This window comes from Nocardia terrae, from assembly GCF_009760405.1.
Taxonomy (GTDB): Bacteria; Actinomycetota; Actinomycetes; order Mycobacteriales; family Mycobacteriaceae; genus Nocardia; species Nocardia terrae.
Window position 1 is genome coordinate 177,812 of sequence record NZ_WRPP01000005.1, and the last position, 26,066, is coordinate 203,877.

Genomic DNA, 26,066 nt, shown 5'->3' on the forward strand with positions numbered 1-26,066 from the left:
CGTGCTCCTTCGCGTGGCGGCCGCCTTCCATCATGCCGGGGCGGGCACCGGCATGATGGAGGATCCGGGGGCGGTCATCGGCGTTCCGGCGGGCGCGGGCGATAGCTCGCGACCGCGGCGGGCAATCGCACCCCAGCGGCACGCAGCTGCGCGATCCGGGTGAGATAGGCCGCGCCGGTCATCATCTGGTCCGCGATCTCGGCGACCGAGCGATTGCCGGGCGCGGCCAGGTGACTGCCCGCCACCCAGGTGTTGAACGCGCCCATGGCCGGTCCGCACCAGATCTGGTAGTCGGCCACCCGCTCGGCCTCGCCGCGAATGCTCCACCCCGACGACAGTCCCAGATACCAGCGGAAGATGAGCGCCATGCGCGCCTTCGGATCACGCTCGGCCGAAACCAGCTGGGCCGGATCGCGTTCGGTGAAGAATGCGACGCAGTCGTCCCACACCGCCTCCAGCGGACGCCGGAACAGCGTGGATTCCAGGTCCGCGCGCACCCGCGCCGGCAGCGCGTCGATCCCGTCGTGGGCTCGATACAGCTCGTAGAGTCGCTGGGCGCGGGTGGCGAACAGGGTGCCGCGCCGCAGCACCTGCACCTGCACGCCCATTTCGAACATGTCCGAGGACGGGGCCATCACGCAGTCCGCGAAATCCGCGGTCGCCAGCAGCTGCTTGGTCGCCTCACATTGGGCGGCCTCCCGGGCGGACTGATTGATCGATCCGGTGACGATGTAGGCCGCGCCCATGGCGAACGCCGCGGCCGCCGCGTCGGGGGTGCCGATACCGCCCGCCGCCCCGATGCGCACCGAGGCGGCGGCGGGGACGCTCCCGGCGACGCGATCACGCGTGGCCCGTAGGCCGGGCAGCAGCACGGTCAACGGACGGCGATCGGTGTGCCCGCCCGAATCGGCCTCGGCGGTGATGTCGTCCGCCATCGGCACCTGCGCCGCCAGCTCGGCCTGATCCGCGCGCAGGCGCCCGTCGGCGACCAGCTGCCGCAGCAGCCGTTCGGGAGCGGGGCGCAGGAACAGCTCGGCCACCTCGGTCCGGGACACCTTGGCGATCAGGCGATTCCGGATCTCGATGCCGCCGTACCGGTCCGGGACGAGTCCCGCCGCCCGGTATCGCACCACCTCGGCGGTGAGATCCATGAACGCCGACGCCTCCACACAGCGCACTTCGTGCCGCAGGCAGGCGTCCACGATGGCCCGCTCCAGCGCGGGCTCCGACGGACTGTGGATCAGATTGCAGGCGAACGGCTTTCCGACCAGTCGCCGCGACAACTCGGCCAGCGCGGCATCGACGACGGCCGGTGTCACGCCCGCCGCACCGTAACTCGCCAGGTATCCGGCCTCGGCCATGGCCACCACCAGCGCGGGTGAGGCGATGCCATTGGCCATGGCACCGGCCGCGTAGGCGGCACGCACGCCGTGCGCGGCCCGGAAGCCGCTGTCGCCCAGCTGTTCCGGTGGCAGCGGCGAGACCGCGGACAGAATCTGGCCCTGTGCGGCCACGGCCGGATCGGAGGTCGCCGCCACCCGGCCCTGTGACCGCACGATCCAGCAGGGCCGTTCCAGGTCGAGCAGCAGCGCGGCGACCTCGTCGCTCCCGGTGGCCAGGGGTGAACGGACGGCGGTCATTCCGACGCCTTTCGATCGGCGAGTTCGACGGCGAGGTCGACGAGTTCGTAGATGCGCAGTCCCGGCTTCCACAGCGACCCGTCCACGACCACGGTCGTCCCGTGCTCGTCGCGACGCACGGATTTGATGTGCGCCTCCAGTTCGACGGTGCCGTCGGTGGGCAGAAACTGACCGCGGTAACGCCAGCTGAAGGCGATGCCCACCGGTATCCGGAACACCGGATCGGCCATGCCGTCGGCGAATCCGGCGTCGAGCATCCACTCCTGCACGGCGTGAATGACCGACTCGACACCCAGCGAGCCCGGAATCACCGGGTCGAGATGGAAGTGCCGGGCGAAGAACCAGTCGCCCGGATCGATGGTGCGCAGTGAATGCAGATATCCCGCACCGTAATTCCCGCCCTCGTCCACGACCTCCACCCGGTCGATGAGGGCGAGCCGGTCGCGCGAGCAGGCGCGGGCGGCGGGATCGGCGCGGCGCGCGGCCACGTCGATGGTCCGGGTCGCGGCCTCCGGATGCGCGGTGAGCCAGCTCGGCACATACCGCCCGGCATCCAGACCGGTCTGATTGCCGAGGGCCTGATCGCTGAAGTAGCCGAACATGGTCTCGCCCTGATAGAACGGCTCGCCGTCCACGCTGAGCGTGTAGTCGAAGGTCTGCAGCGACGAGCCCGGCAGGATCGTGGTCGACAGCAGTCGCGAGGACTGCTCGATGGTGCGGTCCCGCAGGTCGACCTGCCGCAGCACGGTCGCGGTGCCGCCCAGATTGCGCAGGCTCAGCGTGACGCCCGGCTGGGTCAGCGTGGGCCCCGCGTAGTAGCCCATGAGCAGGGCCGCCTGCAACGAGGTCTCCATGTACACGAAGTGCGGCATGGAGTCGTTGGCCGTGTCGCCGTAGTACCAGGAGTCGGCCGGCGAGTCGTATTCGGTGTCGTACGAGGCGGATTCGAGATTCCCGCGCTCACCGTCGAAACGCAGCACCCGATCCACCAGCAACAGCCCACCGGTCGGCAGCCGCGTCGCCCGCACCCCGGTGTACGGCGCGAACTCCGCACCCATCGCAATGGCCTGATCGCCGCGCGCCAGATGAGCCATATGGAACTCGTTGAGCAGCAACCCCGGCACGGCTTCCCCGGGACCGACCCGCGCACCGGACGGTTCGGTGACCAGGACCGTCACAGCGAGCGTTCCGGCCATGCCCTCACAGGTAGCAGTCGCCTGCAGAAACGGCCGCGGCACCAGATCGAGCCGATCGACCACGAGTTCGACGGTCCCTGAAGCGAATTCGCTCCCGGCCTCGCCGACACCACCGGTGAGCACACTCCCCGACAAACACAACGGCATCCCGGCATAGAGCGCGAACACCTCCCCTACCTGCAACGCGGCCGCCCGCGGATCACCCTCGAACCGCGCCACGACCCGCCCGTTCCCGCCACCGCCGTACAGCTCGAGGGCACTCACCTCGGTGAGCACCAGCGGCGTGGTGGCCGCCAACCGCGCCGCCACCTCCACACCGTCCCGGCGATGGTTCCCACCGAACACACCGCTCATCTCCGTGGCCGCCAACCGTTCCAGCTCACCACGATCCAGCCGCGCCACCCGGGGCCGGGCCAGCGGCTTGAACGCACCTTCCAGGGCATGCATGAGCGCCGGGCCCGTGCCCGTTTCGATAGGCGACGCGCCCCTCGGTGTTCCCACCCCGGGCTCTTGCCGCTCGGTCGTGAACGGAGCGGCCGCCGCGACCGCCCGCCGCCACGCCTCCCGCTGCAGGGTGGTCTGGGCGCTCAGCGCGGCACGGTGGGCCTCGATCACGCCCGCGCGGAGCTGGGCGATCGCGTCAGCGACGACGGGATGCACCGCGCCCGGCCGGCGCGGGTCCGGGTTCACCGCTGTCGCCGACGCATATGCAGAGCGGTTCGGTTGCGCCGCAGCAGCTTCCGGACTCGGTGCGGCGGTGTCCGATCGTGGTGACGATGCGGGCTCGGCCTCCGTGGCCGGGCGCTGCGCCGCGCCGGAAGGGTCGAAGGCGATGCCGTCGAAGTCGAGAACTGTCATGCTGTCCACCGCCTCACCGAGGTTCGGAACTTGTCCGTCAGGTCGGGTGTCGTGAGTACCGTGACATCCGAGAAACGTTGCAGCACTGTGCCGTCGGCGGCCAGGGCCATGGCGTCGATCAGGGCTTCCATGCGGGTGGCCCTGGGGTTGTCGACCAGCACCAGGAACGGTGCGTCCTGCGGGAGCGGCTGGAGGTAGTCCACCCGGCCGATGCCCAGGGGTAGGCAGGCCGTGCCGAGGAGGCGGTGGCCGAGGACCGGCGGGCATTGCAGGATCAGGTCGGCGAGCACCGGGTCGTGCAGGTGGGCGGCGAATGCGCCCTGCGCTATCGGGTCCGTTGTGAGGGCGCATTCGAAGACGATGGCGTCGTCGCTCTCGGCGCGAATCGCGCGCAGGCCCTGTAGGGCCGGGCCGTGGAATTGGATCGCGTCGCGGTAGATCCGCTCAGCGTTCTCGCCGGGCCCGTTCGGTACCCGCAACCGAGTCGCGATCTGGTCTCCGGCAGCGGATTTCGACGCTTCGGTCAGTAGTAGCGTGGCGCGGAACCGGACAGCCGCATCCGCCTGAACGGTGGCGCGCACCGCTTCGAACCCGTCGACCGGTTCGGCGGGTTCGAGCTCGAACTCCAGGGTGGTCACCGGGTGATCGAAGACCAGCCCCTTGAGCACCTGGAAGTTCCTCGCTCCCACCACGATCCGTCCCGGATGGGTCCGCTCGGCCAGGTTCGCCATCGCGCCCAGCCCGAAGGTGGCCGGTAGCACGATGTGCTCGCCGATGCGATGCGCCTCGATCACCGGATGCTCGACCAGCTCCGTGATCCCACGGCGTGCCCGCACCGGTGCTGCCGGGGCATCAGCGGTCGAGAGCGCGGTGGCCGCGCCCACCAACAGGATCGGTTCTTCCCGGCGGGCGGCACTGAACTGCGCGGTGAACGCGGCCGCACCGGCCGCCGGTGCCAGCAACGGCACCCCTCGCGCCGCGAAGTGTTCGCGCAGTGCGGGAGTCACCATCCCGCCGTCCCAGGCACCCCAGTCCAACGCGGTCACGCGGCGTTCGGGATCGCGCGCGCCCCAGCTGACGGCGAATCGTCCCAGCGCCTCATTGGCCGCCGCGTAATCCGCCTGCCCGGTATTCCCGAAGAGTCCCGCCACCGAGGTGAACAGAATGAGATGCCGTGGATTTCCGGCCGCGGCCAGCACCGCCGCCAGCCCGGCCAGCTTCGGCCCGAGCACCCGCCCGATCGATTCCGCTGTCTTGTCCGGAATCAGCGTGTCCGCCAGCACACCCGCGCCGTGCACGACACCCGTGATCGCGCCCCGCCAGCCGTCTGGTTCATCGCGCCACGGTGCGAGCGCCGCGGTCAGTGCCGCGATGTCCGTCGTGTCGACCGCGCGGTATTCCGCCCGATCCCCGAGTTCGGCCAGGGTGGCGCGGATTTCGCGGACCGCGCGGACATTCGCGCAGGCCCGGTCGATCTCGCGCGGGGTGACGCCGGTGCCCGCCAGGGCGCGCACCGCCGTCGGTTTGAGGTCGCTGTCGACGACGGCCGCCGCCCACTCCGGATCCTCGGTCAGCTCGGTGCGACCCAGCAGCACGAAATGGCAGGCGCTGTGGCGAGCGAGCTCGAGTACACAGGTCGCGGTCACACCGCGTGCGCCACCGGTCACCACGAGAGTGTCGGCCTCGGTCAGCAGAGAGGCACCGAAATCGGTTCCGGCGCGGACGATGTCGACGGTGCGGGCCGGGGCGTGACGGCTCGGGACCGGGGTGCGGCGGGTGCCCCCGCTGTCGATGCCGATCTCGAGGGTGTCGAGAGCGGCGTCGCAGAGTTCCTCGAGGACCAGGTCGGCCAGGCGGTGCGGAAGCACCTCCGGGGCGATGTCGAGGGCCCGGCAGAACAGCGTGGGCTGTTCGGCGGCAAGGGTTTTCACCGCTCCACCGAGACCACCCAGCAGGGCCGCGACAGGTTCGGCGTCGCCGCGGAAGCCGAGGTGACCGTCGAGCCGGGTGAGGGTCACGAACCCCGCTCGCCCGCTCGCCGCCCGGAGCTGCGGCAGGACCTGCCCGGCCACCAGGATGGCGTCGGTCAGAATGCCCTGCGCCCGTGCCCATTCGGTGGTCACACCCGCGACCACCACACAGACATCCAGCGGCCCGCTGCCGGTCATCGCATCGGGTCCGCTGACCCGCCGCACCGACCAGCTGCGCGCCCGCAAGAGCTCTTCCAATGCCTCGCAATCGGTTTCACCCGATTCATCCAGGCAGACCACCAGCGCCTGTCCGGCCGCCCGGTAGGGATCCACCGCCGGATCCACCGCGGGCAGCTCGACGAGTTCCACCACATGCCGCGGCGTTTCGACCGCGGCCTCAGCTTTTGGGTGGACATCACCCCCGGCCAGCTCGCCCACGATCTGATCGAGTGTCCGCAATGTCCCCAACTGCTCCGGCCCGAGCACCGGCAACTCCGGGAACCGCTCCTGCAACGCCCCGATCACCTGCACCCGCTTGATCGAGTCGACACCGAGATCGGCCTCCAGATCCATCGTGGGGTCCACCATCTCGACCGGATACCCGGTCTTCTCCGCCACCACCTCACGCAACGCCTGCCGCAGCGCGCTCGCCGACGTGCCCCCACCTACGGACGGCAACTCAACCGCGGGCTCGGGATCAGAGACCGGAACTACCGTATTCACCACTGCGGCAGCCGCATTCGAACCCGCCGCCTCGGCATGGTTCTCGCCCGCCCCGACCAGCTCGTCAGCGACCTGATCCAATGTGCGCAACGTCCCCAACTGCTCGGGCCCGAGCACCGGCAACTCCGGGAACCGCTCCTGCAACGCCCCGATCACCTGCACTCGCTTGATCGAGTCCACCCCCAGATCCGCCTCCAGATCCATCGTGGTGTCGACCATCTCGACCGGATACCCGGTCTTCTCCGCCACCACCTCGCGCAGCGCCTGCCGCACGGTCTCGCCGGACAGGCCCATCGCGCCCCCGGTCCCGATCTCCTCGGCCACGAACCCGTTACCCGGCTGGCCGATCGTGGTCACCGATCCGTTCGAGCCACCGGAGAACGGCAGATTCCCCGCCGGAACGCCCGGCGCTGCGATCGAAATGCCCGAGTCCGCCCGCGCCACCGGTGCGGCGATCGCCGGGTTCCCCGACGCTACCCCGCTCGGGGTAGTCACCGGCTCGGACTCGACGTAGACCCGGGCCGGGCGTGACGGCCTGCCCTCGAGGGCCACCAACTGCGCCACGACATCCCCGGCGCGCGAGTGGCTTTCGCTGATCGCGAGGCCGTGATCCTTCACGGCTTCGATGGCCCGCACCAGCATCTCGTCGACATGCCCGTGGCGCAGCGCCCCGGCCAGATCGCGAGCCAGCTCGAGCTGCCCGTCCAAGTAGTGACGATGAATGTTCAAGTGCTGCACCAGCGCGCTGTCCAGCGCATCCGGCGAGGGAATGCGGTACTGCGGTTCCGCGGTCACAGAATTCTCCAGAGAGCTGGGCATGGAAGGCCGGTCATTCCGGCCGGACTGAACAGGAACACCGACCCGGCCACCGTTTCCGGCGGACCGAGTCGACAGATCGAGCGAAACACCGCTCACAGCAGGCACCTTCGCGGCACCGGGCGCGATAGCCGTTCCCACCGCAGCAGGTGCGAGGTTCACTCGGTAGTCGGCGGCCAGGGCGGCGGCATAGGCGGAGCGGCGGGATTGCGGGACGTATTCCGGGGCCGAGATCTTCACGGTCATGGCGGGTTTGCGGGTCGGGGCCGGGGGTTCGGGTGCGCTGTAGCGGTTGATGCCGCGGATGTCGAAGCCCAGCACCGCGAGTCGGACGGCAGCTCGTTTCAGGGCGAGGTCGCCGTTGCCGATGGGGCCGGAATCGGTGGGGACGGCGATGATTTCGTCGCCGAAAGTGCGGCGGGCCAAGGAGGTGAGGACCTGTTTGGGGCCGAATTCCACGAAGACGGTGCAGCCGTCGGCGCGCATGGCGGTGAGGGCGTCGTAGAACTCGACCGGGTTGCTCAGTTGGGCGGTGAGGGTGGCGCGGTTGGATTCGGCGTCGTTGCCGTAGGACGCGCCACGGGTGTCGGCGTAGACGCGGGCGTCGGGTGCGCCGATCGTGACCTGGGCGACGGCCGCGCCGAAAGCCTCGACCGCATGACCCACGTAGGGGGTGTGGAAGGCGCCGGAGACCGGTAGTGGCCTGGTCACCCAACCGTTTTCGGTGAAGCGCTCGGTGACGGCCTCGATTCCGGCGGTGCCGCCGCCGACCACCACCTGATCGGGGGCGTTGTGGTTGCAGATCCACACGTCATCGACACCGTCGAGGGCTGCTTCGACCTCCTCGCGCGCCGCGCCGACGGCGACCATGGTGCCCGCCTCGACGCCCTCGGGCACGGTCATCGCCGCGCCGCGGGCCCTTGCCAGGCTGTAGAAGTCCTCGGTGGTGAGAGCACCCGACGCCCACAGCGCCGTGAGCTCACCGAAGCTGTGGCCCAGATATCCCTCGGCCCGGAATCCGAACTCGCGCAGCACAGCGAACTGTCCGGCGGCCAGCGCCCCGATGGCGGGTTGCGCGAACTCGGTGCGGCGCAGCGCGTTCTCCTGCTCGGCGCGGGTGTCCTCGTCGAACGCGGGCGGCGGGAACACCACGGTACCCAGCCGGGTTCCGGCGCCGGCGAAGGCCGCGTTGGCGGCGTCGAAGGCCGCGCCCACCGGCGGATTGTTCAGCGCGGCAGCGGCTCCCATGTCCACGTACTGGCTGCCCTGGCCCGCGAACAGCGCGCCCACCTTGCGGTCGGGCAGTGCGGCGGCCCGGTAGTACACGCCTTCCGGGTGATCCCAGTGCGACGCGTCGGGATTGCGGGTCAGCTCGTCCACGACCATCTCACGCAGTTCGGCGACGGCGTCCTCGTCCAGCGACACGAAGCCGACCCGGGCATGGTCCTCGGGAATGTCTCCGCCGTCTCCGCCGTCGCCACCGTCACCACCGCGAACGGCCTCGATCAACCCCGAGACATCTGCCGCATGCCACACGTGTGCCCGAGGCGTCCGGTGCAGCAGCTCGCCACGCACACCGTCGGCCTCCTCCAGCACCAGATGGAAGTTGGTGCCGCCGAATCCCATCGCCGAGGCGGCCGCCCGCCGCACCGGCCGCGCGGGATCCAGGATCCAGGGCCGGGTCCGGGTGTTCACATAGAAAGGCGCTGTGTCGGCAGCGATCTCGGCGTTCGGCGTGTCCACGTTGATGGTCCCCGGCAGCACCTTCTGGTGCAGCGCCAACGCCAGCTTCATGACGCTGGCCGTGCCCGCCGCTCCCTTGGTGTGCCCGATCTGGGACTTCACGCTCCCAAGCGCCGCGAACCGCGCCTCCGGACTCGCCTCGGACAGCAGCCCTTTCAACGCCGTCAATTCGGTCTTGTCGCCCACGGCCGTGCCGGTGGCGTGCGCTTCGATGAGCTCCACATCGGCCGGCGAGCACTCCGCGTCCGCATAGGCGCGATCCAGGGCCAGCCGCTGTCCCTTGGCGACCGGCGCGTAGATGCTCTTGGCCCGCCCGTCACTGGAGGACCCGAGCCCCCGGATCACCGCGTACACCCGATTGCCGTCGCGGCGCGCATCCTCGAGCCGGCGCAGCGCCAGCATCGAAATGCCCTCGCCCAGCAGTGTTCCATCCGCCCCCGCGCCGAACGGGCTGATCCGCCCGCTGTGCGAGAGCGCCCCGACCTTGCTGAAGCACATGTAGATGAAGATGGTGTTCTCGGTGTCCACACCGCCGGTGATCATCATGTCGGCCCGGCCGTCACGCAGCTCCGCGATCGCGGTGCGGATCGCCGCCAGTGAGGCCGCGCACGCCGCGTCCACGGTGCAGTTCATGCCGCCCAGCCCGAGCCGGTTGGCGACCCGCCCGGCCACCACATTGGCGAGCAGTCCCGGGAACGAATTCTCTTCCCACGGTGCGAAAGCCGCCGCGAACCGGTCGGCTATGGCCTCGGCGTCCCCGTCGGACAGCCCGACCGAGCGCGCCGCGTCCTTCAGCACCGGCGTGGACAGCCGCATGGCCAGCGGATGCATGAGCGGCACCGGCCCGGTGGTTCCCAGCACCACGCCGGTGCGCGCCGGGTCGTACCAGCCCGACCCGGTCGCGCCCGCGTCGACCAGCAGATCGCGCGCCACACCGAGGCTGAGCGTCTGCATGGTGCTGGTGACCTCGAGCTGATTGGGCGGCAGCCCGAACTCGAGCGGATCGAAGTCCACGTCGGGCAGGAAAGCGCCACGGCGCGAATAGGTCTTGTCGGGAGTCGCCGGATCCCCGTCGTAGTAGTCGTCCAGGTTCCAGCGGGAGGCGGGAACCTCCTCGGTGCAGTCCACGCCGTCGACGATGTTCTGCCAGTACTCTCGATGGTTGCGTGCCCTGGGCAGCAGGCCCGACATCCCGACTATGGCAATCGGGTCGCGTGCCAGGCGTCTGTCGTCCGTCACGAAGAATCCTCTCGAAGGTCCACAACGGCGGCACCGCCACCGTGCCGGTGCGCCGCTCAGGCGGCGACCGTGGTGGCGGTGATCGTCGAAATCAGTTCGGCCGCACTGGCGGCGAACAGACGGTGTCCGGACGGGCTGGGGTGCAGCCCGTCCTCGGTCCAGGTGCCCGCGCGTTCCCAGCCCGACTCGGCGGACAGCTCCAGCAGCAGGACCCCGTGGTCGGCGGTGACCCGGGCCATGGCGGCATTGGCGAAGGCGAAGCGCTCCCGCAGCAGGCCGCGGAAGCCGTCCGGAACCGGCAGGCGCGCAGGAATATCCGGGTAGTCGGCGGTGAAAACCGTCGCGCCGGTGGCGGTCAGCGCACCGAACAGCGCATCGAGATTGGCCTCGAAGGCATCCGGGTCGAAGGCGCTCACCAGATCGTTCACCCCGACCACCACGCCGTACAGCTCGGCCCGCACCGCGTGCGGCAGCTGCTCGCGCAGCACGTCGCCGGTGGTCGCGCCGTGCACACCGAGATTGCGAATCCCGTTCGGCCGCAACCCCAGCTGCGCACCCAACCGGGCCACCCAGCCGCGATAACCCCCACCCACGGCCGGGTCGCCCCGGCCCTCCACGAAGCTGTCGCCCAGCGCGACCAGACCGACCCCGGTCACAGCGCCGCCTCGCTCTTGCTCACGTGCCGCGCGTCCACCGGGAAGTCGACCAGCTCGTACAGCTCGGCCAATTCGGCCTCACCGAAGAACTTGTCGGGCGAGTACAGCCCGGCGATCAGCCCGAAGAACTTCTTCGAGTAGTCCGGGCTCATGCTGGTGGCCCGGAACACCGAGTCGTAGTAGGGCGTCAGCGACAGCTCGGAGATGCTGGTGGTCAGCTCATAGGTGCTGGAGCTCTGCGCATCCCGCTCCCGCTGGTACTCCGGCAGCGTCTCCTCGAAAGGCCGTCCGCCCGCGAGGCTCTCACCGGCCAGATCGGCCAGCAGCTGCGCGTACTTGAACGAGTCGGTGATGCCCCATCCGGTGAACGGGTCCTTGTGATACCCCGCGTCGCCGACCAGCGCCCAGCCGGGCCCGAAGGACCGGCGGCGGTAGTTGTCCGGGTACAGCATGGGCCGGAACGGCTCCACACGCCGACCCGAATCCTTCAGCCGCGCACCGATTTCCGGATCGATCTGCTCGACGATCTCCTGCACCCCGGCATCCGGGTCGTTGCGGAACTCGCGGAACCGGTCCCGCTTGCGCATGACCGCGACCAGGTACAGCTCGTCATTGGTCGGCCAGGCCGCGAACTGCTGCTCACCGAACCCGGTGCGGTGCTGCATCCCCCAGTCGACGCCCTCGTAGTAGGAGTAGTAGACGAAGCACGCCGCGGGCGAACCCTCGTAGACCTGCGCGCCCACCTCCTTGGCCACGGTCGAGCCCGAACCGTCCGCGCCGACGACCAGCGTGGCCCGGAACTCCTTCTCCGCACCGTCGCCGACGCGGCCGCGGACACCCACGACCCGGTCGCCGTCACGCAGCAGCCCCGTCACGGTGAAGCCCGAGATCACCTCGGCCCCGGCCTCGTCCGCGGCATCGACCAGGATCTTGTCCAGCACGGTCCGGCGCGGGCAGTACACGGCGTCGATGCCGTCGTCGGCCGGGTCCGCCATCCCGCGAATGTCGATATCGGTGTAGGTGAAGTTGAGGTGCCGCACCGGCGGGCACCCGGTCGCGGTGACCCGGTCGAGCAGGCCCCAGGACTTCAGGAAGCCCAGCCCGGCCTGGTGGATGTAGTGGGTGGAGGGCGTGTCGCTCGGGAACTGCGCCCGATCCACCGCCAGCACCCGGTAACCCTGGCGGGCCAGCAGCATGGCCAGCGGGGCGCCGGACACACGAGTTCCGACAACGATGACGTCGTACATACTCAGATCACTTTCGGGTCGTCGAGTAGAGCAGATCGATATCGGCCGAATAGGTTTCCGCGATCGCGGCGCGACGCAGTTTCAGTGAGGAAGTCAACAATCCATTGGCGACCGTGAAATCGCCTGCCACAATGCGAAACTCACGAATGGATTCCGGCCGGGAAACCAGCGAATTCGCGTCGTCGACCGCGGATCGGATCGCCGTCGCCAGATCGCGTCTCGGATATTCGCGCAGCCATTTCTCGGCGCGCTCGGCATCGAGGGTCACCAGCGCGGTCACGAAGGCCCGCCCCTCCCCCACCACCATGCAATTGCTGACCAGCGGATGCAGCCGCACCCGATCCTCGAGCGGGGTGGGCGCGACATTCTTGCCGCCCGAGGTCACCAGAATCTCCTTCTTGCGCCCGGTGATTCGCAAGTACCCGTCCTCGAGCACGCCCACATCCCCGGTGTGCAGCCAGCCCTCGGCGTCCACGGGCCGCTGCGCGCCGGCCGCGCCCCAGTAGCCGGGCGACACGTGCGGCCCGCTGACCAGCACCTCGCCATCGGCGGCGATCGCGACCGCGGTCCCCGGGATGGGCCTGCCGACGGTGCCCAGTCGATTGGTCTCGGGCGCGCTGACCGTCACCGCGGTCGCCGCCTCGGTCAGCCCGTAGCAGTTCAGGATCACCGTGCCGAACCCCGCGTAGAACCCGGCGGTCGAATCATCCAGCGACGCACCGCCGCAGATCACATAGCGCAGCCGTCCGCCCAGCGCCGCGGCGACCGGATCGTCCACCACCACCGGCGGCGTCGGCTCCGCGAGCCGCAGCAGCCCGGTGACCACCGCTTCCTTCTCCATCTCCGGACTCACCAGCGCGCGACAGTGCTTGCGAATCTTCTCCAGCGCGTACGGAATCAGCGCCAGGAACGTCGGCCGCAGCCGCGGCAGCGCGGGCACCAGCTCCGGAATCCCCGGCAGCAGATGGGTGGCCGCCCCGCCGAACAGGCAGGCGAACAGCATGGTCTGCCCGAACACGTGCGACAGCGGCAACGCCAGCGCGGTCACCCCGTCGAACAGCTCCCCGGTCTGGCGGACCGTATTGGCCGAGGACACGTACATGTTCCGATGGGTGATCATGCAGCCCTTGGACAGCCCGGTGGTGCCGCTGGTGTAGACGAGCATGGCCAGGTCGTCGGCGCGCACGGCCGCCGTGTGCTCGGCCAGATCCGCCCGGATCTCGCCCCGCGCCCAGTCGGCGGTCTCCGCGAAGGTCCACACCTCGGCGGCGCCGGCCGCCCGCAGCCGCTCGGCGTCCTCGGCGGTCTCCGCCGCGAAATACGTGCTGCCGCTGTCGTGCAGGATGTGCTCGATCTGCGCGGCCGAGGAGGTCGGATACACCGGCACCACCACCGCGCCGATGGCCAGCACCGCCAGGTCCAGCAGCGCCCACGCCAGCCCGGTGCGACCCAGCACCACCACCCGGTCCCCCGCCGCGACCTGCCGATCCAGCAGCGCCGAGGCCGTCGCCCGCACCTGCCGGTCGAATTCCGCGCAGGTCAGCGGTGCGGACTCGCCGTCGGCGAGGGTCGCGCGCTCCGGGTGCCGGAACGCCGCATCGGAGACGATCGTGTAGAGGCTCGAGGTGGCGGACGGTTCGAAACCGTTTCCGGTGACGGATCTATCGGTGACAGACGCGATGTTCACGACCCGAATTCTGGTCGGCCGCAATCATTCTCGTCGCCGCCCGACCGGCTGTTCCTACCGCGCGAAAGTCATTGCCTATCGAATCGCTCAGGCCGGAACGGCGCGGGCATCATCGAGGGGTGCGGGTTCGGCCGATTCCACACAATCCAGAAACGCGGCGACCGCCGGATTCTGCTCCTCGGCACGCCACACCGCGTACAAATCCAGAGTGGGGACCGGATCCAAAAGTTTGACCGCGACCGAATTGCTTCCGGGCGCGCCCATTCCCATGGAAATCGCCCGCGGCAGCGAAGCGAAGCCGACCATGGGACGCACCGACACCACGTGCGCCGTCGCCCCCGGATCGTCGGCGTGATGGGCCACGTTCAAGGTGATCCGCGACTGCGCGGCCGCCCGGAAGATGGTGTCGTACATGGCCGGACACTGCTCGCGCGCGAACAGCACACAGTCCTGGCCCTGCAGCTCGGCGAACGGCACGCCCGGCCGATCCGCCCAGCGATGCCGCCGCCCGACCACGGCCACCAGCGGCACACGGTGGAGTAGTCGCCGGTACCGGAACTCCGCGGTGCTGGGATGCCCGTACACGAGGGCGATATCCAGCGATCCGTCCGAGAGCGCCGCCAGCTGCGGCCCGGTCCGCTTCTCCCACAACGACACCACGATGTCGGGATGCCGGTCGGTCATCCGCACCAGGGCCTCCGGCAGCACATGCCGGCTGGCGGGCAGGTTGTATCCGATGGCGAGGCTGCCCGAACGGCCCTCCGCGGTGGCCTTGGCGGCCTGCGCGGCCCGGTCCACCTGGGCGACGATCTGGCGGGCCTGCAGTTCGAACTCGCGCCCGGCCGCGGTCAGCCGGACCTCGTGTGAATTCCGGGCGACCAGCTGGACCCCGAGCGACTTCTCCAGTTTCTGCAGTTGAGCGCTGAGGCTGGGTTGGGTGAGATGGAGGCGCTGCGCTGCGCGGCCGAAGTGCAACTCTTCGGCGATCGTGATGAACGAGACTAGATGTCGGAACTCCATGACGCCGGCTCCTTCCGAGTAACTGCCACGGTAGCGGCGGCAGGTAACCGATTGTGAACCGCGACCGCACAGCGACCCCCGGTTCGGTTTCCTCCCAATGAATCACCGATGTGATTCCCGTCTCCCTGGAACAAGCAGCGGCCGTCGTACGTTCTCACTGTGGTCACGGGGGGATCAAAAAACCCTTCGGCAACGGCAGGCCCGTTGTGCCACCATGTCTTTCACCGAAGATCAAATCGACCGTCAACGGTCGTCACCGACAGGAGAGGAGGAGACGGCTTGATTACCCATAGTGCCAAGGGCAACTACGAGCGACCCATCGGCCGTCTCCAGGCCCGCGCGTAAGCCGCCCTGCCCTCTTTCCCTGTCAGATCCCTTTCACGAAACATGGTGAACCCCATGCTGTTCCGTCATGCCGAAGACCCGGAGATAACCACCGACAACTGGATACACGCCGGAGTGCTGCTGCTCAACGCCTCCTACGAGGCGCTGACCACGATCCGTGCCGACCGTGCCGTGGTACTGCTGCTCAGCGGCGCCGCCGAGACCGTCACCGACCGTCAGCCGCACTTCCCCGTCCGCTCGAAGCACCTGGAGCTGGCGCTGCCGGAAACCATCCGGCTGCACCGCTACATCTACCTCGAGCACCGGATCCTCGTGCACGACGACGACAGCCGCGCCACCCTGCCGGCGATCCTGCGCCGCGACCGCTACCGCTGCGGTTACTGCAACGGGTGGGCCCGCACCGTCGACCACATCCGCCCGCGGTCCAAGGGCGGGCCCAATACCTGGGCCAACCTGATCGCCGCGTGCGGTCCCTGCAATACGTACAAGGCGGACCGGACTCCCGAGGAGGCCGGGATGCGCCTGCTGTGGGAGCCCAAGGCCCCCAACGATCGAGAGCGGGCCCAGCGTCAGGTCTGGAAGGAACTGGCCGCCTCCTGAAAAGGGGTGGGTCCGAACGAAACACACCCATCAGACGTGATCGGACATGAAAGGAGCGAGATCCGATGACGAACACTGCACTTCGGGAGCAGACCCTGGCGGATCTGCTTCCCATCTCCGACTCGAAGGACTACTGGCAGCACGCGGCCTGCAAGGGCGACCCGAACCACGAGGCGTGGTTCCCGTACCCCTCGCAGGACTTCGACTACGCGCGCGGCATCTGCGAGTCCTGCCCGATCCGCCGCGAATGCGGTGAATTCGCGTCCCGCACCGGCCAGTCCGGCGTCTGGGGCGGGCACGAGTACGACCGCGGCAAGATGATCCGCGATTGAGCGCATTGGCCGCGGCCCTCTTCGAGGGTCGCGGCCAATGTCGTATCGGGGGCGCGGGGGCGAAGCCCCTGAGAGACCAGAGAGTTTGCGGTAACCGCCTGGTACACGTGGCGAAAGTGGGCTCAACATACACTTGTCGATCGTGGGAACTCATCGCGCCGCGGGCGGGTCACGAGGTGTCAGCAAGGGACCGGTTATCGCAATCGCCGCGGTGATCGTGCTAGCGCTGGCCGTGGTCGGCTGGGCGTGGTTATCGGATCGGTCCAAGGAGCGCGACTCCCGCGCCGCCGCGTCCTGCGTCGAGGGCACCGCGACCCTCAATGTCACCGTCGATCCCGACATCCTCGGCCCGGTCAAGTCCGCCGCCGATCGCCTCAACGCCACCAAGCCGCACGTCCGTGACCATTGCGCGCAGGTGGCGGTCACCGCGCAGCCGTCGGCGGCCATGGTCGCGGCGTTCACGGCGAACAAGCCCTGGGATCCCGCGCTCGGCCCGCAGCCCGCGCTCTGGATTCCGGAATCCTCCCGCTCGGTCGAGCAGATGCGGGTGCCCGGCCTGATCGCCGGCACGCCCGTGCCCGTCGCCGTCAGCCCGATCTCGCTGGCCGTCCCCGACGAACTGCGCAGCGCCATGGAGACCGCCAAGGTGCACTGGTCGGATCTGCCGAAGCTGCAGAGCGGTTCGATGGGCGACCTGGGTCTCGGGTCGTGGGGCAAGCTGCGCCTGGCCATGCCCGCGGGCGACGCCTCCCTGGCGGTCGCCACCGCGGTCGGCTCCGGCGTCTCCGGCACCGAGCCCCTCGACGACAAGGCGGTCGCCACCGGTCAGGTGGTCTCGGCCATCTCCAATCTGGCCGCGGGCGCACCGGCCGCCAAGGATGTGGCGGGCGCGCTCACCGACCTGTCCACCGCCGCCGATCACGCCGCCGCGCCCGTGCACGCGGTGGCCGCCACCGAGCAGCAGATCCGGGCCCGCAACGGCCTGACCGCCTTCCGCCCCGACGGCGCGGGCCCGGTCGCCGACTTTCCGGCCGCGCAGCTCACCGGCTCCTGGGTCGACCAGACCCAGAACTTGATCGCGGGCGTGTTCGCCGACTTCCTGCGCGCACCCGAGCAGTCGAAGCTGTTCACCGACAACGGTTTCGCCGCGGCTCCCCCTGCCACCAGCCCGGTCCCCGCGAAAGCCGTGCTGGACAAGGTGAATCAGATCCTCGCCCACCCGGTGCTCGGCGTGCAGGCCACGGTGCTGCTCGACGTCTCCTCCTCCATGTCCGCCACCGAGGGTTACGGCACCCGGCTCGCGAATGCCGTTGCGGCGGTGGAATCCACGATGGGCGTCATGCCGCCCGAGTTCGGGCTGGGCGTGTGGGAGTACTCCAAGAACCTCGACGGCAACAACCCGTACAAGGTGCTGGCCCCCACCGCGCCGCTGGGCGACAACCAGCGCAACGCCATCGGCCAGGCCTTGACCACGGTGACCGCCAGCCCCTCCAAGCCCGACCGCACCTACCCCACCGTCGAGGCTGCCTACAAGAACGTCCTCGCCAACTACGCGACCGCCCGCACCAATTCGATCCTGCTGATCACCGACGGCCCCGAGGACGACTCCACGATCACCGGCGACCAGCTGCTGGCCGACATCGCCGCCGCCACCGATCCGGCCCACCCGATCCGCGTCGACGTCATCGTCGTCAACGGCCCCGGCACCCAGACCCTGCAAACCCTTACCCAGCGCACCGGCGGCACCTACACCAAGGTCAACACCACCGCCGATCTCCCGTTCGGCACCGCCGTCAACCAGTCCCTGACCACCCCGTGAGCCGCACACCACAACACGTGGGCTGCACCTTCGCGACTCATCAGCAAACCCGTGGCATATTCGGCGAATGGCACACTCGACAGATCCTGAACCCACACTGAAGCAGGGATTTGCCGCCGGAACGGCGATGGCGGCGGGCATCCTGCTACTCGTCATCGGTGCGCTGTCCATCCTGCAGGGCATCTCCGCCGTCGCCTCCGACGACCTGCTCGTCGTCGGCTCCGACTACGTCTACAAGCTCAACACCGCGGGCTGGGGCTGGATCCACATCATCCTCGGCGCCATCGAAATAATCGTCGCCATCGGCCTGCTCAACAACACCACCTGGGGCCGCACCGCCGCCCTGGTCCTGGCCGCCCTCTCCATCGTCGAGAACTTCCTCTGGATCCCCTACTACCCCGCCTGGTCCCTGCTCATCATCGCCCTCGACGTCGTAGTCATCTGGGCCATCGCCACCTACAAACCCGCCACGAACTAGCCTGCGCGGCAATGCCGATGCGCCCACCAGCGACGAAAACCGGTGGGCGCAGGCTTGCCGAGGGGGCGAAACTCGTCGAGCCGCACCTCCGGGAGGAACGATGTCAGACCTGATCCCGGTCCGTTTCGACCGGGTCTCCATCCACGCGGGCGACGACCCCATACCGGCCATCCTCGACTTCCCCGAATCCGCCACCGTCACCGACCTGATCGTCCATGTCGCCGGACAGCTGCCCCGCCAGACCGGCGACGCGATCTGGGCAGTCCAACTCCACACCCACGGCCCGGAACCGAAAACCATCCTGCTCGCCCTGATCCGCATCGACTACCACCCATCCCGCGCAGCCTCCGGCGGTGTGGCCGGTCGGCACGACTGGTTCATTTCCTACCGCATGCAGGAGACCGCAACTCTGCGCGATCTCGCCGAATGGTGGACCACTTCCCACCTCTCGGTCGACGCCGCTCCCGTCGGCAGGTGGCGCACCCTCGGCGAAGTCCGAACGAGCAAGAGCTACACCGAAACCGGTCCTACCGCCGTCCGCCCCGCCTGGGGCGCTTGATCATTCGATGCTCGGCGATACCCGGATCACATGTCCCGAACGCCGAGCCCCAACAGGTGGAGTGCTACGTCAACGGTGGTGGTGTTGAGGGTGTCGTCGAGGATGCCTGCTGATGGTGGTCGCCGAATCCGACACCATGGCCCCCACCGGACCCGCCGCACGAGCGCCCCGCGGCGAGCTCTACCGCAGCCGCGGCGGCCATTACGATGTCTACGCCGGAGGGCTCGACCACACCGACGTGCTCCGCGTGGAACTGGAATTCCTCGAGCGGCACGCCGAGTGATTCGATTCCGAGACGAGAAGCGCCCCAGCGGTTTCGACGACCACCGGGACGCTCGCTCAGCATGGATTCAGCGGCGCACAGCGCGCAGGATCAGCTCCGCGGCCGCGTCCGGCCGGGCCACGGTGACCGCGTGCGAGGCGGCGACTTCGGTGGCCTCGGCCCCGGCGCGCTCGGCCATGAACCGCTGGGCCTCGATCGGGATGTTCTTGTCCTCGGTGGTGAGCAGCGCGTAGGCCGGGATGTCCTGCCACGCGGCGGCCTGGGCCGCTTCCTGCAGAGCGCCCAGTGCGATCGGACGCTGCGTCACCGCCATGGCGGCGGCGGTCGCCGCGGGAACGTCGGCGGCGAACTGCCCCGGGAATTCGTCCCGCCGGATGTAGAGCTCGGTGGCCTCGACGCCGTCGGCCCCGGGATAGGTCGCGGGCCGCGTGGTCGGGCCGAGGGTGGAGCCCGGGAACTTGTCGGTCAGCTCCAGCGCGCTCTCACCGACCTCCGGAATGAACGCCGCCAGGTAGACGAGCGCGGTGACCTGCGACTTCCCCTGTGCCGCAACGGTGATGACACTGCCACCGTAGGAATGCCCGGCCAGCACCACCGGCCCGTCGATGCTGTCCACGACCGAGGCGATGTAGGCGGCGTCGGAAGCGAGTCCGCGCAGGGGGTTGGCGGCGGCCAGCACCGGGATGCCCTGGGCGGCCAGGGTTTCGATGACACCGTTGTAGCTGGAGGAATCGGCGAAGGCGCCGTGCACCAGGACGACGGTCGGAGTGGCGGTCATGCGAGTTGCTCCTTGAATGAGTTCGGAAGATCAGGCCGGGTACAGCGCCGAGCGCAGGGTCGCGACGGCCTGCGCCACAGCGGCTTTCGCGGCGTGGGTGTCGTGCATGGCGTTGACCATCACGAAGTCGTGGATGATGCCGCCGTAGCGCGCCTGGACGACGGGGACGCCCGCGGTGCGCAGCTTGGCGGCGTATGCCTCGCCCTCGTCGCGCAGCACGTCGTTCTCGGCGGTGATGACCAGGGCGGGCGGCAGTCCGGCGAGCTGTTCGGTGTCGGCGCGCAGCGGCGAGACATCGATGCGGGCCCGGTCTTCGGGGCTGGTGGTGTACTGGTCCCAGAACCACTTCATGCCGTCGAGGGTGAGGAAGTAGCCCTCGGCGAACCGGCGGTAGGACTCGGTGTCGAAGTTGGCGTCGGTCACCGGGTAGAACAGCACCTGCTGGGCGAAGGCGACATCGCCGCGTTCCTTGGCCATGAGGGTCAGCGCGATGGCCATATTGCCGCCGACCGAGTCACCGGCGACCGCCAGCCGCGACGCGTCCAGGCCGTGGCTCGCGCCCTCGGTGGTGACCCACTGCGCGATTCGGTACGACTGCTCGTTGGCGACCGGGTACTTCACCTCCGGCGAACGATCGTATTCCGGGAACACCACCGCGGCCCGCACACCGACCGCGAGGTCGCGCACCAGCCGGTCGTGGGTGTGCGCGTCACCGAATACCCAGCCCGCGCCGTGGGTGTAGACGATGACCGGCAGCGGCTCGGTCACGCCCTGCGGCTTGACGATGCGCGCCCGCACCGATCCGGTCGGCCCGCCCTCGACGGTCACCCACTCCTCGTCGATCTCCGGCTTGAAGATGGACGAATCCTGCACCGAGTCAACGGCTTTGCGCCCCTCCTCCGGCGGCAGCTGGTACAGGAACGGCGGCTGCGAAGTCGCGTCCACGAACTCCTGAGCGGCCGGTTCGAGCGCGACGTGGTGCGGATTTCCGGACATGGATGATCGAATCCTTTCCGCGGCACCGAGTGTCGATGCCACAGCATTCATTTTCATCCGGAACCGTCTCGCGCCGCCCCGCCCAATCGGCCGCGAAAACCACGATTCAGGACACGGCCGCCACCTCGGGCGTCGGCTCGTCCGCCCAGCTCGCCGAACCGGTCGTACGGAAGCGCTTCTGATACTTGAGCGGCGAAATACCCAGGCGCGCAATGAAAGCCCGGCGCAGCGCCTCACTGCTACCGAAGCCCGAGGCCACCGCGGCCTCGGTCACCGTGGATCCGGCGTGCAGCAGATCACGGGCGACCCCGAAGCGGATACAGGCCACGTACTCCGCCGGCGAGCGCTCCAACTCCGACCGGAACAGCCGGGTCAGGTGCCGCACGCTGACCTGCGCGTGCGCCGCCAGGGTCTGAACCGTGTGCGGGAAGGCCGGATCCGCGCAGATCAGATCGACCACCCGCCGCACCAGCGGACTCCGTGGCACCGGACCGGCCAGCGACGCCGAGAACTGCGACTGCCCGCCCGCCCGCTGCATGTACACCACCAGCAGCTGCGCGGTCCGCCGCGCCACATCCGCGCCGTAGTCCTCCTCCACCAGCGCGAGCGCCAGATCCACGCCCGCGGCGACTCCGGCCGAGCTGTACAGGTTCCCGTCGCGCACGAAGATCGCGTCCGCGTCGACCTCCACCGCCGGGTATCGGCGAGCCAGATCCGGCGCGAACTTCCAATGGGTCGTCACCCGCCGCCCGTCCAGCAGCCCCAATTCGGCCAGTACCGCCGTCCCGCTGCAGATCGACACCAGCCGCCGGGTGCGCGCGGACAGATGCCGGGTCGCGGCGAGCACCTCCGGCGTCACGAACACCGAGGCAGGCAATTCGCTCCCCGGAATCACCACGGTGTCGAACCGCCCGGCGTCGGTCGCGGCCCCGCTCACCGCCACGCGCGCCCCGATCGAGGTCTGCACCTCCCGCCCGTCCGGCGAGAGCAACACCACCTCGTAGCCGTGTATCGCCTGGTTGGCTTCCATGAAGACCTCGGCGGGCCCGGCGAAGTCGAGCATCTTCACACCATCGAAGACGAGGATCCCCACCCGGCGGCGGTTCGGACCGGAAGACATAGCTGACATGTCCACCAGTATTCTGGAGGCGTACCTCCAGAACAAGGGGAGTGCGCAAGATCGCAGATTGATACGGTGATTCCCATGGGCAGACCACGACAGTTCGACGAGCGGGCACTGCTCGACGCCGCGGTCGAGCTCTTCTGGGCCCGCGGCTTCGACAACACCTCGGTGGAGGACGTCTCGCGCGCGACCGGCATCGGCAACGGCAGCATCTATGCCGCCTACGGCAACAAGCGCGGCCTGTTCCTGGCCGCCTTCGAGAAATACTGCGAGCACCGCGCCCGATTCGTCTGCCACGTCGTCGAATCCGCCCCCGGCTCCGCCCGCGACGCCGTACGCGCGCTCTGCCGGGCCGTCATCGACGATTGCGCCGCGCACCCGGACCGCCGCGGCTGCCTGATGATCAACAGCATCGCCCACCTGGCCACCCGCATCCCCGAGGTCGCGACCATCGGCGCCCGCACCACCGCCACCATGGAAAACGGTGTGGCCGACCGCCTCCGCGACGCCCAGACCGCCACCGGTCCCGCCGACGAAGCCCTGCTCTCGGCCCTGAGCGCCAACATCATCATGACCACCCAGGGCCTCATCCAGCTGAGCCGCATGGGCGTCACCCCACCCCGCCTCCGCGAGATCGCCGACGTCTCCTGCGAACTCCTCCCGCCAGCCTGGGCCGACCAGCGCCACTGACCTCGATCACCCGGCGACGTGTCGTCCGCCTCGCAGCGGGTATCGACCAGTCGTGACGTTCGATTTGACGCCCACGGTCGCGCAGCACGATCTGGCACGGCGTGTGCACGAATTCGCGCAGGACCGCATCAGACCGGTGGCCGCCCACTACGACCGGACCCAGGAGTTCCCCTGGCCGGTCCTCGAGGAGGCCGCCGAACGCGGGTTCTACAGCCCGCTCTTCTACCGCGACCTCATCGGCGATCCCACCGGTTTATCGATTCCGATGTTCATGGAGGAGCTGTTCTGGGGCTGCGCCGGTATCGGCTTGGCGATCGTGATGCCGGCGCTGGCGCTGTCCGCGATGGGCCAGGCCGCCTCTCCCGAGCAGTTGCTCCAGTGGGCGCCCGAATGTTTCGGCACGCCCGGCGATCTGAAGCTCGCCGCCCTCGCCATCTCCGAACCCGAGGGCGGCAGCGATGTCCGCAACCTGCGCACCCGCGCCATCCGCGACGGCGACGACTGGATCATCGAGGGCCACAAGATGTGGATCGGCAACGGCGGCATCGCCGACGTCCACGTCGTGAACGCCGTCGTGGATGAGGAACTCGGACACCGCGGCCAGGCGCTGTTCGTCGTGCCCGGCGGCACACCGGGATTGGAACTCGTCCGAAAACTGGACAAACTCGGTTGCCGCGCCTCCCACACCGCCGAACTGAAACTCGACCGGGTCCGCGTGCCGCGCGACCACCTGCTCGGCGGCGAAGCGAAACTCGACCACAAGCTGGCCGCCGCTCGCGCGGCCGCCCACGACGGCCACCGCGCCGCCTCGGCCACCCTCGGCACCTTCGAGCAGACCCGCCCGTTCGTCGCCGCGCAGGCACTCGGAATCGCCAGGGCCGCACTGGAATACATGACCGCCTACGCCAACCACCGCGAAGCATTCGGCGCGCCCATCATCGACCACCAGGGCATCGCCTTCCCCATCGCCGATCTGGCCACCCGAATCGACGCCGCCCGGCTGCTGACCTGGCGAGCCTCCTGGATGGCAGCCAACGGCGTGCCCTTCGAACGCGGCGAGGGCTCGATGGCGAAGCTGGCCGCCAGCGAGGTCGCGGTGCAGACCACCGAACGCGCCATCCAAACCCTGGGCGGCTGGGGCTACATCACCGACCACCCCGTCGAGAAGTGGTACCGAGACGCCAAGCTGTACACCATCTTCGAAGGCACCAGCGAGATCCAGCGCATGGTGATCGCCGGCGCGCTGGGCGCCGCCGAAGGCAAACCACCCCTGCACGTCGAACTCCAGCCCTCGGGCGGCGCCTGGAACAAGATGTTCGGCCGCGGAACCGAACGCCGCACCAAGGCCGCCTCCGCGGCCCTGCTGATGAAAGACCGTGTGCCGGACCCCCTCAGAAGGGCCGCGATGAAGATCCTCCGCCCACCCCGCTGAACACCGGGACCCGACGGAATCCTGCCGCCGCACAGCGTCAGCGTTGGGGCCAGCCGCTCGGGTTGCTCACGGGGCGGTCGACGTCGATGGGAACGATCGAACGGGTTTCGTATTGGGTGGACAGGACAATGTGGGTTTCGATGGTGCCGTGTTCGCCGATGCGCTCGGCCAGGCCCTCGAAGTGCTGGAGGGTGGCGGCTCGAACCTTGAGAAGGGTGCAGTGGCTGCCACTGAGCTTGTGGACTTCGACGACTTCCGGGTAGGCCTCGGCGGTGCTGGTTTTGAGCAGGCATTTGCCCAGGGCACAGCGCAATTGGATGAAGGCGAGGACAGGGAGGCCGGTGCGGCGGGGGTCGACGCGGGCCTCGTAACCGGCGATGACGCCCGATTCCTCGAGGCGGCGTACCCGGTCGGCGACGGCGGGCGGAGAGAGGTGGACACGGCGGGCCAGTTCGTTGTAGGACAGGCGGGCGTCGGCCTGGAGTTCGGCGAGGATGTTCCAGTCGGTCTCGTCCAGGGGTTTATTCGCTTGCAAACCGATTCCTCCTGAACGCCTTGCGATCGGCAGCCGTGGGGGCCGAATCTCCTTGACCATCTTATTCTTTGCCGACCGCTCGCTTTATAGCGTTTTCTCATGACCACGATCGAGACCGAGCCGGTGCTGAAACGCCGGTGGCTGGTGGCGTTGTTCCTGGGCGCCGCGGCAATGAGCCTGGCCATGGTGACCGCGAGCACGATGGGCACGCTGGTGGCCGCCGACGCGCTGGGCCCGGGGTGGTCGGGACTGCCCAGCGCGGCCGGGGTGCTCGGCACCGCGCTCGGGGCATCGGGATTGACGGCGGTCATGGCGCGCCGGGGCCGACGGGCGGGCCTGGTGAGCGGGTACGCCGTCGGCGCGGCCGGCGGGTTGTGCGCGGTGCTGTCGGCGGTGACGGTGTGGTTGCTGATAGTGGGCATGGTGTTGCTCGGGGTCGGTAATGCGGCTGCCCAGCTGTCCCGTTATGCCGCCGCCGACCTGCGGCCGGGGCGGCCGGGTGCGCTGCTGGCCGTGGTGGTCTGGGCGGGAACCGTTGGGGCCGTGGGCGGTCCGCTCCTGCTGGCCCCGCTGTCGGCGGCGGCCCAGGCGGTGGACCGGCCCGCGCAGACGGCCGTCTTCCTGCTCGCAGCGGTGTCCGTCGCGATCGCGGCTCTCACCGCGACCACCCTGCGCCGCGACACCTCCGCCGCGATACCGGCCCCGCCGCCGCAACGCCCGCCCATGCGACTGGCCCTGACCTCGATGCTGGCCGCGCAGGTGGTCATGACCACGATCATGACCGCCGCCCCGCTCGCCATCCACGAGCACGGTCACGGTCTGCACGTCGTCGGCGTGATGATCTCGGCCCACACCTTCGGCATGTTCGCCCTCGCGCCGCTGTCCGGCCTGCTGTGCGATCGTTTCGGCGGCCGTCCGCTGATCGTCACCGGCCTTGCGCTGCTGGCGATCTCGTCCGCCATGTCCATGCTGGCCGACACCCTCGGCGGCCCGCTGCTCGCACTCGTGCTGTTCCTGCTCGGCTACGGCTGGAACCTCGCCTACATCGGCGGCAGCAACCTGCTCGCAGCCAACCTCCCCGAAACCGAACGCATGCACCTCCAGGGCGCCGTCGAATCACGGGTCTGGGGCGGATCAGCCCTGGCCACCCTGGCATCCACAGCAGGCTACGCCCTCGGCGGCTACAGCTTCCTCGCCGCCCTGTCCCTCACCATTCTCACGATACCCACAGCCCAACTCCTCCGAGAACGTCCCACCAGCCCCGGACAACCACTGGGGCGCTGAACCTTTCGACACCCGGA

20 protein-coding genes are annotated in these 26,066 nt (G+C 69.3%); 9 read left to right on the forward strand and 11 right to left on the reverse strand.

Going from position 1 to position 26,066, the window contains the following annotated elements; translation table 11 throughout:
• Positions 1-74: 74 nt before the first annotated feature.
• The 7 genes from GPX89_RS24895 to GPX89_RS24925 all read right to left on the reverse strand — a co-directional run bounded on the left by GPX89_RS24895 (position 75) and on the right by GPX89_RS24925 (position 14,795).
• A complete protein-coding gene (locus GPX89_RS24895; protein ID WP_157390104.1) occupies positions 75-1,640 on the reverse strand; it encodes a PfaD family polyunsaturated fatty acid/polyketide biosynthesis protein in 1,566 nt (521 codons plus the stop codon).
• Positions 1,637-3,694: a beta-hydroxydecanoyl-ACP dehydratase gene (locus GPX89_RS24900; RefSeq protein ID WP_157390105.1), complete on the reverse strand. Its 2,058-nt coding sequence runs from the start codon at positions 3,692-3,694 to the stop codon at positions 1,637-1,639. The genes GPX89_RS24895 and GPX89_RS24900 overlap by 4 nt, the downstream gene beginning before the upstream one ends.
• A complete protein-coding gene (locus GPX89_RS24905) occupies positions 3,691-10,185 on the reverse strand; it encodes a polyketide synthase (RefSeq protein WP_328602285.1) in 6,495 nt (2,164 codons plus the stop codon). Before GPX89_RS24905 ends, GPX89_RS24900 begins: the two co-directional genes overlap by 4 nt.
• 56 nt (positions 10,186-10,241) lie before the next feature.
• Positions 10,242-10,841 carry an SGNH/GDSL hydrolase family protein gene (locus GPX89_RS24910; RefSeq protein WP_328602286.1) on the reverse strand — a complete coding sequence of 200 codons (600 nt, stop codon included), beginning with the start codon at positions 10,839-10,841 and terminating at the stop codon, positions 10,242-10,244.
• Positions 10,838-12,088 (reverse strand): NAD(P)/FAD-dependent oxidoreductase, encoded by a 1,251-nt coding sequence (locus GPX89_RS24915; protein ID WP_157390106.1) that lies wholly within the window; start codon positions 12,086-12,088, stop codon positions 10,838-10,840. The genes GPX89_RS24910 and GPX89_RS24915 overlap by 4 nt, the downstream gene beginning before the upstream one ends.
• 7 nt (positions 12,089-12,095) lie before the next feature.
• A complete protein-coding gene (locus GPX89_RS24920; RefSeq protein WP_328602287.1) occupies positions 12,096-13,775 on the reverse strand; it encodes an AMP-dependent synthetase/ligase in 1,680 nt (559 codons plus the stop codon).
• A gap of 87 nt (positions 13,776-13,862) precedes the next feature.
• On the reverse strand, positions 13,863-14,795 hold the full coding sequence (locus GPX89_RS24925) for a LysR family transcriptional regulator (protein WP_157390108.1): 933 nt from the start codon (positions 14,793-14,795) through the stop codon (positions 13,863-13,865).
• 399 nt (positions 14,796-15,194) lie between these two features.
• Between GPX89_RS24925 and GPX89_RS24930 the strand changes: the two genes are divergently transcribed.
• The 6 genes from GPX89_RS24930 (at position 15,195) to GPX89_RS24955 (ending at position 19,211) form a co-directional block, all read left to right on the forward strand.
• Positions 15,195-15,740 carry an HNH endonuclease gene (locus GPX89_RS24930; protein WP_157390109.1) on the forward strand — a complete coding sequence of 182 codons (546 nt, stop codon included), beginning with the start codon at positions 15,195-15,197 and terminating at the stop codon, positions 15,738-15,740.
• Positions 15,741-15,805: 65 nt separating this feature from the next.
• Positions 15,806-16,072 carry a WhiB family transcriptional regulator gene (locus tag GPX89_RS24935; RefSeq protein WP_157390110.1) on the forward strand — a complete coding sequence of 89 codons (267 nt, stop codon included), beginning with the start codon at positions 15,806-15,808 and terminating at the stop codon, positions 16,070-16,072.
• A 142-nt stretch (positions 16,073-16,214) separates the two neighbouring features.
• Positions 16,215-17,891 carry a substrate-binding domain-containing protein gene (locus GPX89_RS24940; protein WP_328602288.1) on the forward strand — a complete coding sequence of 559 codons (1,677 nt, stop codon included), beginning with the start codon at positions 16,215-16,217 and terminating at the stop codon, positions 17,889-17,891.
• Between the two features lie 67 nt (positions 17,892-17,958).
• Positions 17,959-18,369, forward strand: coding sequence for a DUF7144 family membrane protein (locus GPX89_RS24945; RefSeq protein WP_157390111.1), 411 nt, complete (start codon positions 17,959-17,961; stop codon positions 18,367-18,369).
• 100 nt (positions 18,370-18,469) lie between these two features.
• Entirely contained in the window at positions 18,470-18,928 is a 459-nt protein-coding gene (locus tag GPX89_RS24950) for a hypothetical protein (protein WP_157390112.1), read from the forward strand.
• A 112-nt stretch (positions 18,929-19,040) separates the two neighbouring features.
• The gene (locus GPX89_RS24955) at positions 19,041-19,211 is read left to right on the forward strand and encodes a hypothetical protein (protein ID WP_235947983.1); all 171 of its coding nucleotides are present in this window, start codon (positions 19,041-19,043) and stop codon (positions 19,209-19,211) included.
• 67 nt (positions 19,212-19,278) lie between these two features.
• Here the strand turns inward: GPX89_RS24955 and GPX89_RS24960 are convergent, their stop codons facing one another.
• The 3 genes from GPX89_RS24960 to GPX89_RS24970 all read right to left on the reverse strand — a co-directional run bounded on the left by GPX89_RS24960 (position 19,279) and on the right by GPX89_RS24970 (position 22,114).
• Positions 19,279-19,989 carry an alpha/beta fold hydrolase gene (locus GPX89_RS24960; RefSeq protein WP_157390113.1) on the reverse strand — a complete coding sequence of 237 codons (711 nt, stop codon included), beginning with the start codon at positions 19,987-19,989 and terminating at the stop codon, positions 19,279-19,281.
• A 30-nt stretch (positions 19,990-20,019) separates the two neighbouring features.
• Entirely contained in the window at positions 20,020-20,985 is a 966-nt protein-coding gene (locus GPX89_RS24965) for an alpha/beta hydrolase (RefSeq protein ID WP_157390114.1), read from the reverse strand.
• 106 nt (positions 20,986-21,091) lie between these two features.
• Positions 21,092-22,114 carry a GlxA family transcriptional regulator gene (locus GPX89_RS24970; RefSeq protein WP_235947986.1) on the reverse strand — a complete coding sequence of 341 codons (1,023 nt, stop codon included), beginning with the start codon at positions 22,112-22,114 and terminating at the stop codon, positions 21,092-21,094.
• Between the two features lie 75 nt (positions 22,115-22,189).
• On the opposite strand from GPX89_RS24970, the gene GPX89_RS24975 reads away from it, so the two are divergent.
• Positions 22,190-22,798, forward strand: a complete 609-nt coding sequence (locus tag GPX89_RS24975; RefSeq protein ID WP_157390115.1) for a TetR/AcrR family transcriptional regulator — start codon at positions 22,190-22,192, stop codon at positions 22,796-22,798.
• 52 nt (positions 22,799-22,850) lie between these two features.
• Positions 22,851-24,230, forward strand: a complete 1,380-nt coding sequence (locus tag GPX89_RS24980; RefSeq protein WP_328602289.1) for an acyl-CoA dehydrogenase family protein — start codon at positions 22,851-22,853, stop codon at positions 24,228-24,230.
• A gap of 37 nt (positions 24,231-24,267) precedes the next feature.
• On the opposite strand, the gene GPX89_RS24985 is transcribed toward GPX89_RS24980, so the two are convergent.
• A complete protein-coding gene (locus GPX89_RS24985; protein WP_198347580.1) occupies positions 24,268-24,765 on the reverse strand; it encodes an Lrp/AsnC family transcriptional regulator in 498 nt (165 codons plus the stop codon).
• 99 nt (positions 24,766-24,864) lie between these two features.
• Here GPX89_RS24985 and GPX89_RS24990 point away from each other — a divergent pair, with 99 nt between their 5' ends.
• The gene (locus tag GPX89_RS24990; protein WP_157390117.1) at positions 24,865-26,049 is read left to right on the forward strand and encodes an MFS transporter; all 1,185 of its coding nucleotides are present in this window, start codon (positions 24,865-24,867) and stop codon (positions 26,047-26,049) included.
• The last annotated feature ends 17 nt before the right edge of the window (positions 26,050-26,066 follow it).

What these genes read in the sequence shown, in the direction of transcription:
- GPX89_RS24895 (WP_157390104.1), bottom strand. Translation starts at nt 1,640, where the DNA reads ATGACCGCCGTCCGTTCACCCCTGGCCACCGGGAGCGACGAGGTCGCC.
- GPX89_RS24900 (WP_157390105.1), bottom strand. Translation starts at nt 3,694, where the DNA reads ATGACAGTTCTCGACTTCGACGGCATCGCCTTCGACCCTTCCGGCGCG.
- GPX89_RS24915 (WP_157390106.1), bottom strand. Translation starts at nt 12,088, where the DNA reads ATGTACGACGTCATCGTTGTCGGAACTCGTGTGTCCGGCGCCCCGCTG.
- GPX89_RS24925 (WP_157390108.1), bottom strand. Translation starts at nt 14,795, where the DNA reads ATGGAGTTCCGACATCTAGTCTCGTTCATCACGATCGCCGAAGAGTTG.
- GPX89_RS24930 (WP_157390109.1), top strand. Translation starts at nt 15,195, where the DNA reads ATGCTGTTCCGTCATGCCGAAGACCCGGAGATAACCACCGACAACTGG.
- GPX89_RS24935 (WP_157390110.1), top strand. Translation starts at nt 15,806, where the DNA reads ATGACGAACACTGCACTTCGGGAGCAGACCCTGGCGGATCTGCTTCCC.
- GPX89_RS24945 (WP_157390111.1), top strand. Translation starts at nt 17,959, where the DNA reads ATGGCACACTCGACAGATCCTGAACCCACACTGAAGCAGGGATTTGCC.
- GPX89_RS24950 (WP_157390112.1), top strand. Translation starts at nt 18,470, where the DNA reads ATGTCAGACCTGATCCCGGTCCGTTTCGACCGGGTCTCCATCCACGCG.
- GPX89_RS24955 (WP_235947983.1), top strand. Translation starts at nt 19,041, where the DNA reads ATGGTGGTCGCCGAATCCGACACCATGGCCCCCACCGGACCCGCCGCA.
- GPX89_RS24960 (WP_157390113.1), bottom strand. Translation starts at nt 19,989, where the DNA reads ATGACCGCCACTCCGACCGTCGTCCTGGTGCACGGCGCCTTCGCCGAT.
- GPX89_RS24965 (WP_157390114.1), bottom strand. Translation starts at nt 20,985, where the DNA reads ATGTCCGGAAATCCGCACCACGTCGCGCTCGAACCGGCCGCTCAGGAG.
- GPX89_RS24970 (WP_235947986.1), bottom strand. Translation starts at nt 22,114, where the DNA reads ATGTCAGCTATGTCTTCCGGTCCGAACCGCCGCCGGGTGGGGATCCTC.
- GPX89_RS24975 (WP_157390115.1), top strand. Translation starts at nt 22,190, where the DNA reads ATGGGCAGACCACGACAGTTCGACGAGCGGGCACTGCTCGACGCCGCG.
- GPX89_RS24990 (WP_157390117.1), top strand. Translation starts at nt 24,865, where the DNA reads ATGACCACGATCGAGACCGAGCCGGTGCTGAAACGCCGGTGGCTGGTG.